We start from the raw sequence: 14,826 nt of genomic DNA, 5'->3' as shown, positions 1-14,826 counted from the left end.
CCAATCATTGTTGATAGCACGGCAAGCGTGCCGGTTGCGACTGCCCGATTTTGGCAGCCTGTAAAAGCCAAGCATCCACCTGGTCTGCATACCAGTGCATCAGGCGGGTGCGCTCATCAATCAGCTTGGCGTGGTTGTAAACACCGCGCACCGAGCCGTCTATGTGCGCAAGCTGAAGCTCAATCGCATCAGCCGACCAAAGCCCCGATTCGTTGGCGGCGGTACTGAATACTTTGCGGAAGCCGTGCAAGGTCATCGCCCGGTGATAGGGGGTGTACCTAACCCAGTACCAAACCGTACTGGGGTGCAGGTTAAAAACCTTGCCGCGCTTTGGACTGCCATTTTTGGCATGCCAATACCGCAACAAATCCAAAACACGCGGAGCCAGCGGCACCAAATGGCAGATACGCTTTTTGGCTTCCCGCCGTGATCGCGTTTTCATTCGGGCGGCTGGGATGCGCCACAGGGCGGCATCAAAATCCATCTCCTCCCACTTGGCATCACATACCTCGCCCCGCCGCAAGCCGGTGTAAACCAGCAGCCAAAAGGCCACCTGAACCGCCTCATTGGTACGGTGCGCCTGCTCGCCCAGCGCATAAAACAAATGCGGCATTTGGTCGGGCGGCAGGAAGGCATAGCCGTTGTACTCAATAGCCGGCAAAGCCTCCTGCAAGTTGTCGCATACATTGCCATCCACCCAGTCACGGCATACCGCATAAGCAAATACCCGCTTCATGCGGGCAAGTATTGTGCGGGCGGTGCTTGGGTACCGCTCAGCGCAATCATCAATGATGCGCAAAATGTGTCTGCGTTTGATGCGGTTGATCGGCATCTGCCCAATAATCGGATAGATGTAGATTTCTGCCTGGCGCCGGTGGTTGGTTTGAGTGCTGACAGCACAATGGCGCAGCTTTTTACTGCGCCACTCCATATCCACCTCTTGATAAGTCGGCACTGGCGATAGTGCCGACAAAATCTGCATCAGTCCCATATTGCCCCCTCAGGCAACCAGTTATCCAAAATCTTGTTGGCCTCTTCGATGCTGCCGCCGCTCTCCAGCAAAATCTTTGCCTGTCTGCCGGCACCGGCTTTTTGGTAGTTGCTTGCATCAGAGTAATCACACGCCTTGAGGTACACCTTTGCAACGGGGTATTGCTGCTCCAGCGCCTCGATGTCCGCTTGAGGCGCTTTCGGAGGGCGCACTCCGTCGTTTTGCTCATCCTCCATCATGCGGTTAAACGCATCATGGTAGGCGTTGATGTCGTAGTATGCGTTTCGCAAAATGCTCAAGCCGGGGATTTTGCGCTCCAACTCTTCTTCGCGAGCTTTGGTCTCTTGGCGGATTTTTTCCATTTTTGCCTCGCGCGCTTGGGCATATTTGTTCTCAAAATCAGCCAAATATTCAGGATTGACGATGACGGCACCATCTTTGCCGTCTTTTTTGACAACCAAGTACAGATATTTGCCTTCCGGCAACTTGCCGCCGTCCGGCATTTTCAGGCCGGCTTTTGTCAATTCGGCCGCTGTTTTTGTCCAGTAGCGCTGATAGCGGTATTGGATACCGGCGCAGTCAATTTTGTCGGCCATAAAATCAATGTTTACGATTTTGCCGGTGGGGGTTTGGTAGGTGGCGTTAATCATGATTGTCCCCTTGTGTGATTGGTAAGCGGTATGGGTAAGGGTAGCACTCGGGGTTTGGGCTGTTGCGTTGGCCGCTAGCTTTCCGAATCGGTAGCATTCACGGTTTCCGCGGTCGCGTTGGCCCTTAGCCTTCCCTTACCGATACCGCCTAGGGCGGCTTCAGGCTGCCTGAAGGGCTTTTTTGGCCGCTTCGGTTGCCAAAAAATCCAGGCCGGCAAAGTCGGCATCTTCGGCAATCAGAAGCAGCATGGCTTCGCGCAGACTGGCCGGGGTTTCCACTTCCAGCCATTCATGCCATTGGCACGGCTCTACGTCGCTCAGGTCGAAGTCGCCGTTGCAGGTGGCGAAGGGATAGGCTTGCTCTGCGGCGATGGCGCGGCATTGGGGGTAGTAGGCCCGCAGTACTTCGTTGCGGCTTTCCTGCACCCATTCAGCGGCCTGTGCGCGGCTGATTTGGTCGATATGGGCGGCCAGTTGCTTGTCTTGGTAGCGGGCGGTGGCGCGGCTGAAATCGAACATGTCTCTCTCCTGTGTTGAACCTTTAATCAAGCCGCCTCGCTGAAGCGGCTTTGTTAAAAATTCTGGGTGTTGCTTGTCGCTTAATTTCTAGCCAGCGTCGCCGGTGTATCTCTCGTTCCGCCCGATTTTTGTCGGGGCATTCCCGTTTGTGCCGCGCCTGATACCCTGCGCGTCGCACCCTGCAATATCCCGTGACCGGGCCGGTGCGTGGCTGCCTGAACTTTTAAAGAGCGGTGAAGCGGTGTTTGCTTCGATGGGTGTATATTAACAAAATGTTATTCATTAGTACATAGCAAAAAGCGATATTTTTAACAAAATAATCTAAATTGTTGAATATTTTTGTTATTTATTTTAACAAAATGCTATTTATAGGGATGGCTTAAAGGCGCAAAAAAAACCGCCTTTGGGGCGGTGGGATGTGGTATAGTGTGTGGCATCTGCCACTTGCAGAGTCTTATAGTCAATCTGCATAGCGGTGGTTTAGCTTTAATCTGCATTCTTTTTGTCGCCAAACATTCGGGAATGTAGATAAAGCAATTTCAAATTAAGGCGGGGGCTTCGGCTCTCGCCTTTCTCGTGGGCAGTTGTCACGATGATCGTGATGGTTGGCGTTCTTTTGACAGGTAACAGGCAAAAAATAACCGCCTATTTTATTAGGCGGTTATTTTTTATTTATTTCTGTTCACGCCGCTTTGGGTAGTAGCTCAAACAGCATATCCCGTATAGCATCCAACCCTTGCCTCTCATGCGTATTCAACCGATGTTTCAACTCATTCTGTTGGCGATAAGTGGTGCTACGCGCCAATCCGTATCGCTCGCTCATGCCAGCCAAATCCACTTTCTGCCGGCACAATACCTTCGCAATCATCGCATGGCGCATCTGCTTCGGGATACCCTCAAGCTCCACACACCAAGACAAGCCATCAACCGCATCTTTCCATTCGTGGCTTTTGGCAGGATGGCCGCAGCAGGGGCATTCGTGTTCCACATCTCCAAATCGTACCGTCAGCGCCCAGCGCTGCTCTTTTGGCAGAGCATCCAGCTTGTTTAATATCATGGCGGCCTGTGCCGCTCCGTCCACGCCGTACAAGCCTTTGCCGCTGCCGATTGCACCGCCTTGCGCCAAGGCCGTCATCGGCGTGCGCGGCGACTGCTCCGCCGAGTAGTGAAACGCAAAAGTCAGCGCCTCTTCCACGCTGCCGAATAGTGCTTGTTCGTTCATCCCTTCACCTCCAATAATCCCATTTCCACCAAAATCTGCTGTGTCCGCATCACGCCTTCTGCGTGGGCCAGCCGCGCTTCTTCCGCATCCATAAGCCGCGTGCGGCGGTCGGCCTCATCATGGCAGGCGCTACACGCAAACGCCGCCTGCCAGTCCGGCGGTTTCAGCCCGGTGCCGCAGGTGCCGGCCATGCGGTAATGCGCCAGCACCACAGTTTCGGGATTGCGGTTACAGATGCCGGGTAGCCTGATTTGGCATTGCTGGCCGCGTGCCGCCTGCCGTATCTTGCTCATCAATAACCCCTCCACCAGCGGCGCAGCAGCACCAGCGTGCCGCCCCACATCAACAGCACCGCAGGGATGCCGAATACCAACAAAAAAGCCAATTCACTTAATTTCACGATCCAAACTCCATCATTTCTTCCGCCGCGCGTAAGGCGGCTTCTTCGTTCTCAAAATTTCCCCGCAGCATCAAATTCCAGGCTACCTGAAAGCAGTTGCGGTAAAAGGCGTTGAACGTCTCCTGATCCATGCTGGCAAAGCTGATGCTCATCGGCTCTTTTCGGATGCCGGCCGGGGTTTCGTACACCTCAAAATAACCCGCTTCCATCGTCAGCCAGCGGCGGAAGGCTTCCATATCGTGCAGCACCGCGCCCACTTTCTCGCCGCGCTTGGCCGCCACCGACAACACAAATTCCTCGGCAAATTCCAGAAACAGGCCGCCGCTGTTGTGCATGGCCTCAAGGCGCTTGGCAAACTGTTCCACCAGCTTCTTTTCGCCCGCCGTTACCATGCCGCCGGTTGGCTGCCAGTATTGATAGGCCAAGGGCAGCAGACCGCCGAAAAACAGCTTGTGGTGCTGATAGCTTCGGTTGGACATCTGCGTGACCTTGACGCGGTAGGGTTTGCCTATTTTCAGTTCGCGCAAGATTTCCGCATCCGCCACCGTGGCCGGGGCCAATGTGCCGGCGGGGGTTTTGATGACGGCAGCTTCAATCGCCATTTCAGGCCGCCTCCCGCGCCAACGCTTCCGCCTTCATTTCGTCCATCGTCGGCATCCGCTCAACAAACACCGTGATATGCGGTACATCGTCCTGCATAAAGCAGTAGCGCTTGCGGATTACGCACTCAACCACTTGGCTGTCGTCGTGGTAGGCGATTTCATTCAAGGCATCACATGCGGCTTTCGCTATATTGTCGGCATCCGGCTTCCCGGTCGGATACAGATTGCCCGCCATCGCCGCCGCACGCTTCTTCTTGCCCCAGCTTTTCGGCACGGCAAACCATGCCCCGATATGCACCCGCAGCGGCTCGTCCGATTTCAGCCAGCCTTGCAGCTGGGCCGCCTTCATCGCCGCCGCCCGGATTTCGGCCTCGTATTGTCGGGTTTTGGCCGGCGTGTAGTGGCGGCCGCCTTTGGTACTACGCGGTCGGCCCTTGCCTTGTGGCTGGCCGTTCACGCGGAAGAGCAGGGTCTTTTTCATTCCAGCACCTCCCCACGCTGTTTCGTCACGTCCACCAGCCCGATCTCACAGGCCAGCCAATCCATCAGTTTTCGCATTTCTAAGCCTCACCCAAGCAATTTAATCAACGTCTCTTTTGAGGGGATAAACAAAACACCCAAAAAAGCCGCAATCAGCAAAAATTTAGGTCTTTTTTTTGTGACGATTATTTCATAACCTTTTATTTTTAATAAAAGATATCCAATAAAACTAAAGAACACCACAAAATTACAAAGGCCATCTAAGGCGTGGATAATGTCAATCATCCAATAATTCATTTTTCAATCGCTCCACCATCTGCTTTGCCTGTCCGGCAAACTCATCCAATTTCGCCTGCCGCCGCTTCGTCTGTTCCGCCTCGATTTCTTCAAACCGGCCGGTCTTGCACTCGCTGTTTGGCGGTCGATACTTTCCGGCAAACGGTTCGGCGGCACATTCGCCCAATCCAAACTTCGCCATGCGCTGCCAGCGTCGATTGCCGGCATGATCCATTTCCCACAGCCTCCAATGGGCACAGGCGATGCAACGGCCATTACGCACGGCTGCTACCCCAATCAAAAATCAACACCTCGCCGCCGTCCTCTTTCACGCGGTCGGCAATACGGTCGCCTACGGCAGCCTTGAAACCGTCGGCATCCAAGTTGGAAATCAAGATGGTGGGGCGGCAGTTCTGGTAGCGTTCGTTGAACACATCGAACAAGGCGCGGCTTTCCGCTTCAGTTCCGCTTTGAACGCCTACCTCGTCAATGATCAGCAGGTCGTAAGCGCCGAATGCCTCGATGACTTCGCTTTCGGTGTGCTCGCTGTCGTAGCTCTTGGCCTCACGCACAATGCGATTGATTTCCGCCACGCTGGTAAAGCGCGCCTGCCCGCCGCAGTTGTGGATGACATGACGGCCAATCGCGCAGGCCAGATGCGTCTTGCCTGTCCCCGCATTGCCCAACAAGGCCAAACAGCGGCCGGAGTGGCCTTCGGTAAACTCATGGGCATAGGCTTTGATTCGCTCCACGATGTAGCGCTGGCCGTCGTTCTCCGCCCGGTAGCCGGCCACGGTTTTGTCCTGGAAGCGCTTCGGTATGCGCGAATCGCCGACACGCTGCTCAATGCGTTTGCGTAGCCATGCCTGCCGTTCTTCATCGCGCTTTGCCGCCTCCTGCTGTTGGCGCTCGGCTTCCGCTTCTTTGGCGCACTCCGGGCAGCCTCGGGTGAAGTGTTTGAATTCCTGCTCCTCGTACTCGATGCCGTGCTTCGGGCAGGTTTTGGTCGTTACCGAAATCGGCGTGAAAAACGCCTTCATCTGCAAAACTTCGCTGATTGGTTGGGCTGTATCCATCACAAAATATCCTTCGCCAGATGCGCGCCGCCGTTGGTGTGTTGCGGCACGCGGTTGATTGCGTTTTGTCTCGGCTTGCCGGCGGCAGGGCTGGTTCGTGGCTCGCTGTCACGGAAAAACCACTCCGCTTTGAAGCCCACCCAGCTGCGCTCGCAGCAAACCGTAACCGCCTGCGTCAGCGACAAGCCGGCCAGATTCGCTTCACGCTCCAGCCCAGCCAAAGCCGTCTGCGTCAGCGGCCCCGCCCGTTTGCTCTTGCGCAAGGCCATGTAGTCCGCAGCCAGTTGCCCGTCCACGCCCTTGTCAGCCAGCAGGTGGTAGGCAGTCAGTTCCAACTGGGCAGCAGAGGGCTGGCGTTTTTTCGGTTTGGCAGGCGGTTCAGGGCCGTTGCTGTCCCAGCCGTCGGTAAGTGTGTTGGGTTGGTCTGGCAAAGTAGGCGCATCGGGCGCAGACGCGCCAGCGTGTGCGCTTATATCTTTGGGTTTTGTATTAGTGGGTTTTGTATTGGGTTTTGATGTGCCCCGTTTTTCGGGGTGGGTAGTCACCCCGTTTTTCGGGGTTACCCCACCCCCATTTTCGGGGTTACCCCGTTTATTGGGGTTACCCCCATTTTCGGGGTGGGTAGTCACCCCGTTTTTCGGGGTAGGTTCAACCCCTTTCAGGCGGTATCCGGTAACACAGCCCAAACGCTCGACACGCTCAATCAAACCGGCCTGCTCCAGTTCGTTTAAAGCATGGCCTACTGTGTCCCGCTTTTTCAGACCGCAAGCTGTCTGAAATTGAGAGATAGGGATATGATCCATCTCTTTTCCCCATCCGGTAGTCTGTCGCACAATCTTCAGGTAGCACTTGATGGCCGAGCCGCTCAAATCCGCCATCATCTCGTCCACAAAGGCATTTGCTACCTGAAATGCATTCGGTATGTATTTCACTCCCGCTCCCCCACCGCCGCCAATATCCGGTGCTCGCAAAACTCGGTTACGGCCAAAGCAAGGCCGAATGCCCACGTCCAAAATCGTTCACGCATATCAACCCCTCACCATCGAATAACTGGCATACGTTTTCCCCGTCCGCTCGTCATGCACTGTCTGCTTTGAAATAGCATGGCCGGACTGCCTCAAGTCATAAATCCGCGCGCCAAGACGCAAGCAGCCGAAACGCTGCAAAGCCTCAAGTGGCGTGATGCTGTTTCCTGCCTGCATCCAAGCAAGGATTTGCTGTGATTGGCTCATCAGATACTCCCTTTCAGGTAGCCGTATTTCGGCGGGCATCCCACCCGCCCGGCGGTTAAAACGTCCGCTAACGCCGTGGTATGATTGAATTTCCACAAACAACCGCCCCACGGTGTAAAAATGAATAATTTGCTGATTACTTATGACCTTCATTTTTCAGGTCAGGACTACCAAGCCCTGATTGAGAAAATCCAATCACTCGGCCAAGCTAAATCCATCTTAAAATCCGTATGGGTTTTAAAAACCAGCTTGAGTGCAGATGTTGTGCGGAAATCATTGCAAACTGTCATGGATAAAAACGACTTCATTTTTGTTTGCCGTTTTGATGAATGGTCCGCCTTCATGCTTGAGGAATCGAATCAATTCATCAGCGGGGCTTAAGATGGCTTCCGCCTTCAACGCCAACGCGTGGCTTCGGCGGCCGTGATTTATGCTTATTCAGGCGGGCAAAGAACTTCGCCACCGCTTCGGCACGATCCAAAATATCGGACACCGGCTCTTTGCCTGCCTGCCATTGATCGAACACCACGCCCTTAATCAGGCGGCGTTCACGTTTGCTTAAGTGTTTGCTTGTCTTCTTCATCGTCAAATACTCCCGTACAGGCACATGGCATCGTTCACCATGTCCAATATCGCCGCGCGAATGCGCATCTGCTCGTTCGGGCCAATTTCTCGGCCTGATTCCGATTCTTCTTTGTGGGCGGCAATAAGCTTTTTTGCCACCCGGCTGTGCTTTTCGGCTACATCAGCAAAACCGGCCAGCGGGTCGCTGTAAGCCCGGTCGCAATCCGGCAACGGCATACACACATACCCAGCCAAACCGGCCAAGCGCTGCACCGGCTTGATGTCCTGCGTCGCTTCAACAATGCGGCAAACCTCGTCCGCCGTCGGGTGGTTGGTCGGGCAGTTCGGATTGAGCTTGTTGGCCAGCAGCTTTTCGTTCATGCCAATGGTCGCAGCTACCGCCGTAATCCCGCCGCGCCCGTTTTTGCATGCAGCCTGAAGCAGCAGAGCAAATTCAGGGTGGTGCAGGAAATCATGGGCTGTTTTCATGGTGTAAACCTTCTCCCTGACTGGGATAATTCAGTCATTCGTTCGACACCGCCAATTCCGGCCAGATTTCGTGCCAGTCATCGGGGCGCAGGTCGCGGCGGGTAACTTGGCCGTTGGTGGCTTGTTCGATTTTCAAGCAATCTTTCCCAGTTACTTTTCTTTTGCCGGTTTTGTACATAGAGATGACTTCAGGATGGATGCCTGACTTTTTCGCTAGGGCGGAAGATGCACCTCTTTCAATCAAGTAGTCATTGAGTTTCATTTTCCCTCTCTATTAGCATAATGCGCTTATATTAACATAATGTTATTAGTTTATAAATAGCAAAAAGCGCATTGTTTCTTAAAATAACATTTTGTTAAAATAAAAAAGAAGGAGTTTGATTTATGAAAACTATCAATGAAATCAATGTAGATAGGTTAAATCTTCTTATTGATATTTACGGAACGCAGGCAAACTTATCGGATAAAATTGGCAAGCCTGCGGCTCAAATAAGCCAATGGGTTGGCGGCTATCGCAACATGAGCACATCAACCAAAAGACAAATTGAAGCTGCTTTAGATTTGCAGACTGGATGGCTTGATACGCCGATAGATTCAAATGCAGTGGCTTCTGACATTCAGTCTATAGCTCAGGTCGAATCAAATGTTTCCGCCGTCGGTCAGATCGTCGGCTGGAGCGATGACACTCCACCAGATCCGGAAGAATTTGCTCTAGTGCCGTTTTACAAAGATGTGGCACTTGCCGCTGGGAATGGAAGCACCACAGAAGATGATCACAATGGGTTTAAACTGGCATTTGCGAAATCTACCCTGCGCAAATGCAGCGTCCAAGAAGATAAAGCTGTTTGTGTTAGCGTATCAGGCGATAGCATGGAGCCAGTGCTGCCAGATGGCGCTACTGTCGGCGTAGATACAGGCAGCCGCCACATCAAAGACGGTCAAATGTACGCCATCCGGCACGGTGATCTATTGAGGGTTAAGGTGCTGCGAAAAAATGCCAATGGCACCGTTAGGATAATCAGCTTCAACAGCGAAGCATATCCAGAAGAAGTGGCGGCACTTGGCGAAGAGGTGGACATCATCGGGCGAGTGTTCTCTTCGATGGTGATTTATCCATAGCCGCCTGAAAGCCTTTATTTACGGGGTTTTGATGTTTCAAACATCACATTCAGGCTACCTGAAAGGACATCATGAAAACGACCTACATCGTCCAAGCCTACGGCGGCGACACGCCTTTCACGCACCAAGCCTATGCCGGGCGGGAAACGGCCATCAAACACGCAGAACAGCGGGCGGCCAGCGCAGGCGGGGTGCTGGTGGCGTTACAGGAGTACGACGAGGACAGCGGCCGCATTGAGCGGCTGGCGGTTGTTCACCGCATCGGTACCGTGCCGGCTGATTTCTGCGGCATCAACCTTGGCCGCCACGCAGAAGCCGTCCGCAAAATGCTGTGGGAGCACGAGCAGCGGCGGCGGGAAGTGAAAAGACAGCATGAGGCCAGCCCAACCCCGGAAACTGCATTGAGCCTTGCTCGCCTGGTGGGCGCTGAAGATGCGCTGATTGAGGTGCTGGAGATGATGGCACCGAAAGCTTGAGGTGCAATTGTAAAATTTCTTGCAATTTGAGATTTTTTGTCCTAAAATCAGCAGTAATTTGATACTGGTACGAATTGTGCCAGTAAGAAATAAACGGCTTAACCCTCTCGGGAAGCCGTTTTTTCATGCGGGTATAGCCTATCGGTCAGGCAGCAGCCTTCCAAGCTGTGCAGACAGGTTCGATTCCTGTTGCCCGCTCCAATTTATCCGTACAGACGCTGTAACACAGTAATGCCTTTTTGTTGCAGGGCGTCTGTATCAAGCCCCAATTGCCTGTAAAAATCCGGGCTATGTCGGCACTCGTGCGCCATAACGAGTGCTTTTTTATCGTCCGCGGCCAGCATTCTGAACTTGCTGGCGATGCGAAGCGCCCCGGCATAGTCTCTTTGGGCAACCAAGGCCCGCACTTGGTCTGTTTTTTTGACAAGCATGGTCGGCCTTTAAAACAGTTCCTGGGTTTCAGGCTCCGTCCATTCAGGAACATCAACACCCAGCTTTTCTTGGAGCCATTCGGCCACCATGCGCCGATGGCAGAAATTCCATTTATCGAACGGTGGGGCTTCGTAGCAAAGCAGCACAGGTTCATGCCCGCCTGATAGCTGGTGCAGGTCATCCCAAACCTTTTGCGGGTCGAGCTTGGAAAGCTGAGCTTCAAATTTCTGCTTGTATTCGTCAAACGGCACGCGGAAATTGAACTGCGGAGACAGGGCGAGATATTCAGGGATTTTCCCCTTTATCCATTTCGGCGGATAAGTCGAAATGCAGATGCCGCCCGGGGTGGTTTTGAATTTCTGGTAGTACGATGTTTTCATCTCAAATCCTTTCTGGCTTGAATTGGTTAAGTTGCTGAAACTGCAAGATAAATTATACTTTTTTTGCCAGATTTGTACAGGAATTTTTGATAAAAAACATCAGTTTTTCAAAGGCTTATTATGTTTGTTGGCAGCATTCCGAAAAAAGTAGCGCAGCAAATCGTTTCGCATGTGGATTTATCCAAGTGGCGGGGCGTCAATGTGTGCTGCTCTGGTTCCTTCAGGATTGAGCAGGCCATCAGGAGCGTGAGCCAAACCCTGCCGATAATCAGCAATGACGTGTCGTTGATGTCTTCGATCATCGGCCTAGCGAAGACCGGGCGGGAAACGGAGTTTTCATTCAAGAATGACCTGTCGTTTCTGAATGACCGGCTGTCCAATGACGCGGAAACGCAGCTTGCCGTGCTGGCCTTTGCCCTGACGCTCAACAAATTCAAGAGTGACAACCAATACTGCCGCGCCCGCCGGCAATATATGCTGCAAGAGATGGACGACATCCTCTCGGCAAACAGGGAGCGCGCAAAGCAGTATTTGGAGCAAATCAGCATTGACGGTTTCTTCTTGGGCGACTTCATGCAGCATATTGATTCCGCCCGCGAGAACGGAAACGGTGTGATCGCATTCGCCCCGACCTATAAAGGCGGGTATGAGCGGATGTATCGTGTCATCAATGACAATGTGGACTGGCCGGATGAGCCGCGCTACGAGATATACGACCCAGAGCAGACGCATGATTTGGTTGCGCGCCTTAATGACAGCGGCGTGCGCTATGCCTTTATTTCCGACCGACTGCTTGAGGATATCAAGCCGTCAATGATGTACGAAGGCAGCAACAAGCCGGTTTATATTTATTCCAGCGATGGCAATACAAGCCTGCGGCGTGATTCCAGCAAGGCCAGGGCGTTCGCTTACAAGGCTGTCGTGCCGGAATTGATTACTCAGCACTCCAAGGTCAAAGCGGTGGTGGCGCCGTCCGAGGCGATGAACTTCCTGAAGGACATCTACCTGGCCAAAGGCATCAAGCACAAAAACGGGATGTTTAATGCCCTGTTCTATGTTGATGATATGCTCATCGGCGGGGCCATTTATACGCTTCCGACCTTCGGCGACAAGCTTCGCAATATCTATCTACTGAGTGACTTCTCTCTATCCCGCGAGCGTAAGTTGTCTAAGCTGGTTGCCATGTTGGCGACTTCGGAATTGGTTATCGGCCACATCAACCGCAGGTACTTCATCAATGTGGAGCGTGTTCTGACTACAGCATTCACGCCCAAGCCGGTCAGCATGAAATACCGGGGCATTTTCCGGCTAGATGCCAAAAAAGACGGCTTCCTCAATTATTCGTCCCATGTTCGTACCGGCACATTGGACGATATTTTTTTGGAGTGGTTCAAAAAATATGGCTCAAAGAATTGAGACGGCGATTGAAGAGCGCCCGCTGCGGGAACTGACTTTGTTGGCCGACAATGCGCGGTATATGGACAAAAAAGAGTTTGACCTCCTGGTGTCCAATATCAAAAACGATGGCTGCCTGACTTCTCTGCCTTTGGTTTATGACGGCGATGTGCCGGGCGAGATTATTTCAGGCAATCACAGGGTGCAGGCTGCCATTCAGGCAGGCATTGAGACGGCAAAAGTGATTGTCATCAAGTCTGCCATCAGCCATGACCAAAAGGTGGCTTTGCAGCTTTCCCATAACAGCATCACGGGCAAAGACGATCCGAATCTGCTCAGGGCCCTGTACGATTCCATCGGCAATCTTGATTTCAAAATGTACAGCGGCATCACAGATGAGATGTTCAAGGTTGATGAGCTGACCTTAGCCGCCATGACGTTTGAAGCGCCGAAGGAAGAAGAGGTCATTCTCCACTTCTTGCAGGGCGATAAAGAGATTTTCTGTGAGGCGCTGGAGAAAATCAAACGCAAGTCGAAACGCCTGCACCTGATTGCTTCGATGGACGACTTCAATTCCCTGTTTGATGTGGTGTTCGCCGTCAAATCCGAGCTGAACATTCTCAACACGACCGAGGCCATTAAAGCTGTGGTGCAGTTGGCGCAAGAGAGGCTGGAGCAGCTTGGCGGCGAAGGCGCATAATTCCGAGTATAAAAAATGTCAAGACAAGCATTCACACCCACAAACGAGGAGCGGCAGAAGGTTTACCAATTGACGGCGGCCGGCTTCCGTGTGGAAGAAGTGGCAAAAACCATTTACCGAGACGGTAAGCCAATTTGTGATAAAACCGTTCGCAAATATTTCCGCAAAGAGTTGGAGACGGCGCGGGTTGAAGCAGTCGGGGCGGTTGCCGGTCGTCTGTTCAAGAAAGCGATGGATGGCGACACATCGGCCATGATTTTTTATCTCAAAACCCGTGGCGGCTGGAAAGAAACTCAGGTTGTTGATAACACCAGTTCCGACGGCAGTATGACGCCACAGGTAAAAATCACACGGGCAGACATCAAAGAGGCGCTGAAAAGCGGTTTGAGCAAAATATGATTGAGTTGGGCGGCGCGGAGAAGCACGCATTAACATTGGCGGCGCGAGAAGACTTGTATGTTTTCAGCCGCTATATGTTTGCCATGCGCCGAAGCTATCCATGGATGCAGGCAAAGCATCATGATTTAATTTGCGATGCCCTTATGCGTGTTTTTGACGGCCAAACCAAACGCCTGATCATCAATATCCCGCCCCGCTACTCCAAAACCGAACTGGCCGTTGTCAATTTTATTGCGTGGGCGATGGGGCGGGTGCCGGACAGCGAATTTATCCATGCCAGCTACTCAGCCACGCTGGCAGTTAATAACTCCGTGCAAATCCGAAACATGGTTCAGCACGAGGATTATCAGGCCATCTTTCCCGGTGTCGCACTGGCTGAAGAAGCAAAAGCCCATTGGAAAACCACCGCTGGTGGCGTCATGTATGCCACAGGTACCGGCGGCACCATTACCGGCTTTGGCGCAGGTAAGCACCGGCCGGAATTTGGCGGGGCGATTATTCTTGATGACCTGCACAAAGCAGACGAGGCGCGCAGCGAAGTTCGCCGGCAAGGCGTGATTGACTGGTTTCAAAACACGCTTGAGAGCCGCAAGAACAGCCCAGAAACACCGATTGTCGTCATCATGCAGCGCCTGCACGAACAGGATATTTCAGGCTGGCTGCTAAAAGGAAACAACGGCGAAGAATGGGAGCATCTTTGCTTGTCGGCCATTCAGGACGACGGAACGGCGTTATGGCCGGAAAAGCACGACATTGAAACGCTCCGTAATATGGAGCAGGCCGCGCCGTATGTGTTCGCCGGCCAATACCGGCAACAGCCGGCCCCGCCCGATGGCGGCATATTCAAGCCCAGTAAAATGGACGTGGTAAGCGCTATCCCTGCCGGCAATATCCGATGGGTGCGCGGCTGGGACTTGGCCTCAACTGCCAATGACGGCGACTACACCGCCGGCGCCCGTATCGGCAAGATGGATGACGGCCGGTTTGTGATTGCCCATATCCAGCGCGGCCAGTACGGCGCAGATGAGCGCGACAAAGTGCTGCGCAATACCGCTGTTATGGATACGCGGAAAACCCGCATTTCCATTCCGCAAGACCCCGGACAAGCCGGCAAATCCCAAGTGCTGTATCTGACCCGCCAATTGGCGGGTTTTTCCGTTTCCGCCAGCCCGGAATCGGGCGACAAGGTAACGCGGGCCGAACCATTTGCCGCACAGGTCAATGTCGGCAATGTGATCGTGGTTTCAGACGGCAGCTGGGACGTGCAGGCTCTGCTTAACGAGATGCAGATGTTTCCCAATGGGCGGCATGACGACCAAATCGACGCCTGCAGCCGGGCGTTCAACGAGCTTTTAACCGGCGGACTGGCCGCCAAAGCCAATTTGAGGTTGTAAACAATGAGCGACGTATCGTCCAAATCCGCT

24 protein-coding genes and 1 tRNA gene are annotated in these 14,826 nt (G+C 53.3%); 8 read left to right on the top strand and 17 right to left on the bottom strand.

Annotation, left to right across the window (positions count from 1 at the left end; translation table 11 throughout):
• Positions 1 to 4: 4 nt before the first annotated feature.
• The 12 genes from H3L94_RS04405 to H3L94_RS04350 form a co-directional block, all read right to left on the bottom strand.
• The gene (locus H3L94_RS04405) at positions 5 to 991 is read right to left on the bottom strand and encodes a tyrosine-type recombinase/integrase (protein ID WP_182122817.1); all 987 of its coding nucleotides are present in this window, start codon (positions 989 to 991) and stop codon (positions 5 to 7) included.
• Entirely contained in the window at positions 982 to 1,587 is a 606-nt protein-coding gene (locus H3L94_RS11930; protein ID WP_220457319.1) for a hypothetical protein, read from the bottom strand. Before H3L94_RS11930 ends, H3L94_RS04405 begins: the two co-directional genes overlap by 10 nt.
• 213 nt (positions 1,588 to 1,800) lie before the next feature.
• Positions 1,801 to 2,160 (bottom strand): hypothetical protein, encoded by a 360-nt coding sequence (locus tag H3L94_RS04395; protein ID WP_182122816.1) that lies wholly within the window; start codon positions 2,158 to 2,160, stop codon positions 1,801 to 1,803.
• Positions 2,161 to 2,842: 682 nt separating this feature from the next.
• A complete protein-coding gene (locus H3L94_RS04390; protein ID WP_182122815.1) occupies positions 2,843 to 3,382 on the bottom strand; it encodes a DNA-binding protein in 540 nt (179 codons plus the stop codon).
• Complete coding sequence (locus H3L94_RS04385; protein ID WP_182122814.1) at positions 3,379 to 3,675, bottom strand: DUF1364 domain-containing protein; 297 nt, start codon at positions 3,673 to 3,675, stop codon at positions 3,379 to 3,381. The genes H3L94_RS04390 and H3L94_RS04385 overlap by 4 nt, the downstream gene beginning before the upstream one ends.
• A gap of 103 nt (positions 3,676 to 3,778) precedes the next feature.
• Positions 3,779 to 4,384 carry a DUF1367 family protein gene (locus H3L94_RS04380; RefSeq protein WP_182122813.1) on the bottom strand — a complete coding sequence of 202 codons (606 nt, stop codon included), beginning with the start codon at positions 4,382 to 4,384 and terminating at the stop codon, positions 3,779 to 3,781.
• 1 nt (position 4,385) lies between these two features.
• Positions 4,386 to 4,865 (bottom strand): RusA family crossover junction endodeoxyribonuclease, encoded by a 480-nt coding sequence (locus H3L94_RS04375; protein WP_182122812.1) that lies wholly within the window; start codon positions 4,863 to 4,865, stop codon positions 4,386 to 4,388.
• 86 nt (positions 4,866 to 4,951) lie between these two features.
• Positions 4,952 to 5,149: a hypothetical protein gene (locus H3L94_RS04370; RefSeq protein ID WP_182122811.1), complete on the bottom strand. Its 198-nt coding sequence runs from the start codon at positions 5,147 to 5,149 to the stop codon at positions 4,952 to 4,954.
• A complete protein-coding gene (locus tag H3L94_RS04365; RefSeq protein WP_182122810.1) occupies positions 5,142 to 5,375 on the bottom strand; it encodes a hypothetical protein in 234 nt (77 codons plus the stop codon). The genes H3L94_RS04370 and H3L94_RS04365 overlap by 8 nt, the downstream gene beginning before the upstream one ends.
• A gap of 40 nt (positions 5,376 to 5,415) precedes the next feature.
• The gene (locus H3L94_RS04360; RefSeq protein ID WP_182122809.1) at positions 5,416 to 6,216 is read right to left on the bottom strand and encodes an ATP-binding protein; all 801 of its coding nucleotides are present in this window, start codon (positions 6,214 to 6,216) and stop codon (positions 5,416 to 5,418) included.
• A complete protein-coding gene (locus H3L94_RS04355; protein ID WP_182122808.1) occupies positions 6,216 to 7,148 on the bottom strand; it encodes a replication protein in 933 nt (310 codons plus the stop codon). Before H3L94_RS04355 ends, H3L94_RS04360 begins: the two co-directional genes overlap by 1 nt.
• A 96-nt stretch (positions 7,149 to 7,244) precedes the next feature.
• Complete coding sequence (locus tag H3L94_RS04350; protein ID WP_040660037.1) at positions 7,245 to 7,448, bottom strand: helix-turn-helix domain-containing protein; 204 nt, start codon at positions 7,446 to 7,448, stop codon at positions 7,245 to 7,247.
• 120 nt (positions 7,449 to 7,568) lie between these two features.
• On the opposite strand from H3L94_RS04350, the gene H3L94_RS04345 reads away from it, so the two are divergent.
• A complete protein-coding gene (locus H3L94_RS04345) occupies positions 7,569 to 7,829 on the top strand; it encodes a hypothetical protein (RefSeq protein WP_182122807.1) in 261 nt (86 codons plus the stop codon).
• Here the strand turns inward: H3L94_RS04345 and H3L94_RS04340 are convergent.
• The 3 genes from H3L94_RS04340 to H3L94_RS12775 are packed head-to-tail and all read right to left on the bottom strand — an operon-like array spanning position 7,816 to position 8,763.
• Positions 7,816 to 8,031, bottom strand: a complete 216-nt coding sequence (locus H3L94_RS04340; RefSeq protein ID WP_182122806.1) for a hypothetical protein — start codon at positions 8,029 to 8,031, stop codon at positions 7,816 to 7,818. The two genes, H3L94_RS04345 and H3L94_RS04340, sit on opposite strands and share 14 nt — an antisense overlap.
• Before the next feature lie 2 nt (positions 8,032 to 8,033).
• Positions 8,034 to 8,501 (bottom strand): phage regulatory CII family protein, encoded by a 468-nt coding sequence (locus H3L94_RS04335; RefSeq protein ID WP_182122805.1) that lies wholly within the window; start codon positions 8,499 to 8,501, stop codon positions 8,034 to 8,036.
• Between the two features lie 34 nt (positions 8,502 to 8,535).
• Positions 8,536 to 8,763 carry a transcriptional regulator gene (locus H3L94_RS12775; protein WP_182122804.1) on the bottom strand — a complete coding sequence of 76 codons (228 nt, stop codon included), beginning with the start codon at positions 8,761 to 8,763 and terminating at the stop codon, positions 8,536 to 8,538.
• 122 nt (positions 8,764 to 8,885) lie between these two features.
• Here H3L94_RS12775 and H3L94_RS04325 point away from each other — a divergent pair, with 122 nt between their 5' ends.
• The 3 genes from H3L94_RS04325 (at position 8,886) to H3L94_RS04315 (ending at position 10,297) form a co-directional block, all read left to right on the top strand.
• Positions 8,886 to 9,620 (top strand): LexA family transcriptional regulator, encoded by a 735-nt coding sequence (locus tag H3L94_RS04325; RefSeq protein WP_244958841.1) that lies wholly within the window; start codon positions 8,886 to 8,888, stop codon positions 9,618 to 9,620.
• Between the two features lie 71 nt (positions 9,621 to 9,691).
• Complete coding sequence (locus H3L94_RS04320) at positions 9,692 to 10,096, top strand: hypothetical protein (protein WP_182122803.1); 405 nt, start codon at positions 9,692 to 9,694, stop codon at positions 10,094 to 10,096.
• A 127-nt stretch (positions 10,097 to 10,223) separates the two neighbouring features.
• Positions 10,224 to 10,297 (top strand) — tRNA-Gly (locus H3L94_RS04315).
• A 2-nt stretch (positions 10,298 to 10,299) separates the two neighbouring features.
• Here H3L94_RS04315 and H3L94_RS04310 read toward each other — a convergent pair.
• Entirely contained in the window at positions 10,300 to 10,527 is a 228-nt protein-coding gene (locus H3L94_RS04310) for a hypothetical protein (RefSeq protein ID WP_182122802.1), read from the bottom strand.
• 9 nt (positions 10,528 to 10,536) lie between these two features.
• The gene (locus tag H3L94_RS04305; protein WP_182122801.1) at positions 10,537 to 10,908 is read right to left on the bottom strand and encodes a DUF488 domain-containing protein; all 372 of its coding nucleotides are present in this window, start codon (positions 10,906 to 10,908) and stop codon (positions 10,537 to 10,539) included.
• 120 nt (positions 10,909 to 11,028) lie between these two features.
• Between H3L94_RS04305 and H3L94_RS04300 the strand changes: the two genes are divergently transcribed.
• From H3L94_RS04300 to terL, 4 genes are read left to right on the top strand one after another with little or no spacing between them, the layout of a single operon-like run.
• Positions 11,029 to 12,324, top strand: a complete 1,296-nt coding sequence (locus tag H3L94_RS04300) for a putative antirestriction adenine methyltransferase (RefSeq protein WP_425325930.1) — start codon at positions 11,029 to 11,031, stop codon at positions 12,322 to 12,324.
• Positions 12,308 to 13,003 carry a ParB N-terminal domain-containing protein gene (locus H3L94_RS04295; protein ID WP_182122799.1) on the top strand — a complete coding sequence of 232 codons (696 nt, stop codon included), beginning with the start codon at positions 12,308 to 12,310 and terminating at the stop codon, positions 13,001 to 13,003. The genes H3L94_RS04300 and H3L94_RS04295 overlap by 17 nt, the downstream gene beginning before the upstream one ends.
• Positions 13,004 to 13,018: 15 nt before the next feature.
• A complete protein-coding gene (locus tag H3L94_RS04290) occupies positions 13,019 to 13,402 on the top strand; it encodes a hypothetical protein (RefSeq protein WP_182122798.1) in 384 nt (127 codons plus the stop codon).
• Positions 13,399 to 14,796 (top strand): phage terminase large subunit, encoded by a 1,398-nt coding sequence (gene terL / locus H3L94_RS04285; protein ID WP_182122797.1) that lies wholly within the window; start codon positions 13,399 to 13,401, stop codon positions 14,794 to 14,796. The genes H3L94_RS04290 and terL overlap by 4 nt, the downstream gene beginning before the upstream one ends.
• Positions 14,797 to 14,826 lie beyond the last annotated feature (30 nt).

The sequence above is a fragment of the Neisseria shayeganii genome (genome assembly GCF_014054965.1).
Classification (GTDB): Bacteria; Pseudomonadota; Gammaproteobacteria; order Burkholderiales; family Neisseriaceae; genus Eikenella; species Eikenella shayeganii.
Note: the sequence above shows the minus strand (reverse complement) of the source record. Positions and strands in the feature narration are given on the sequence as shown.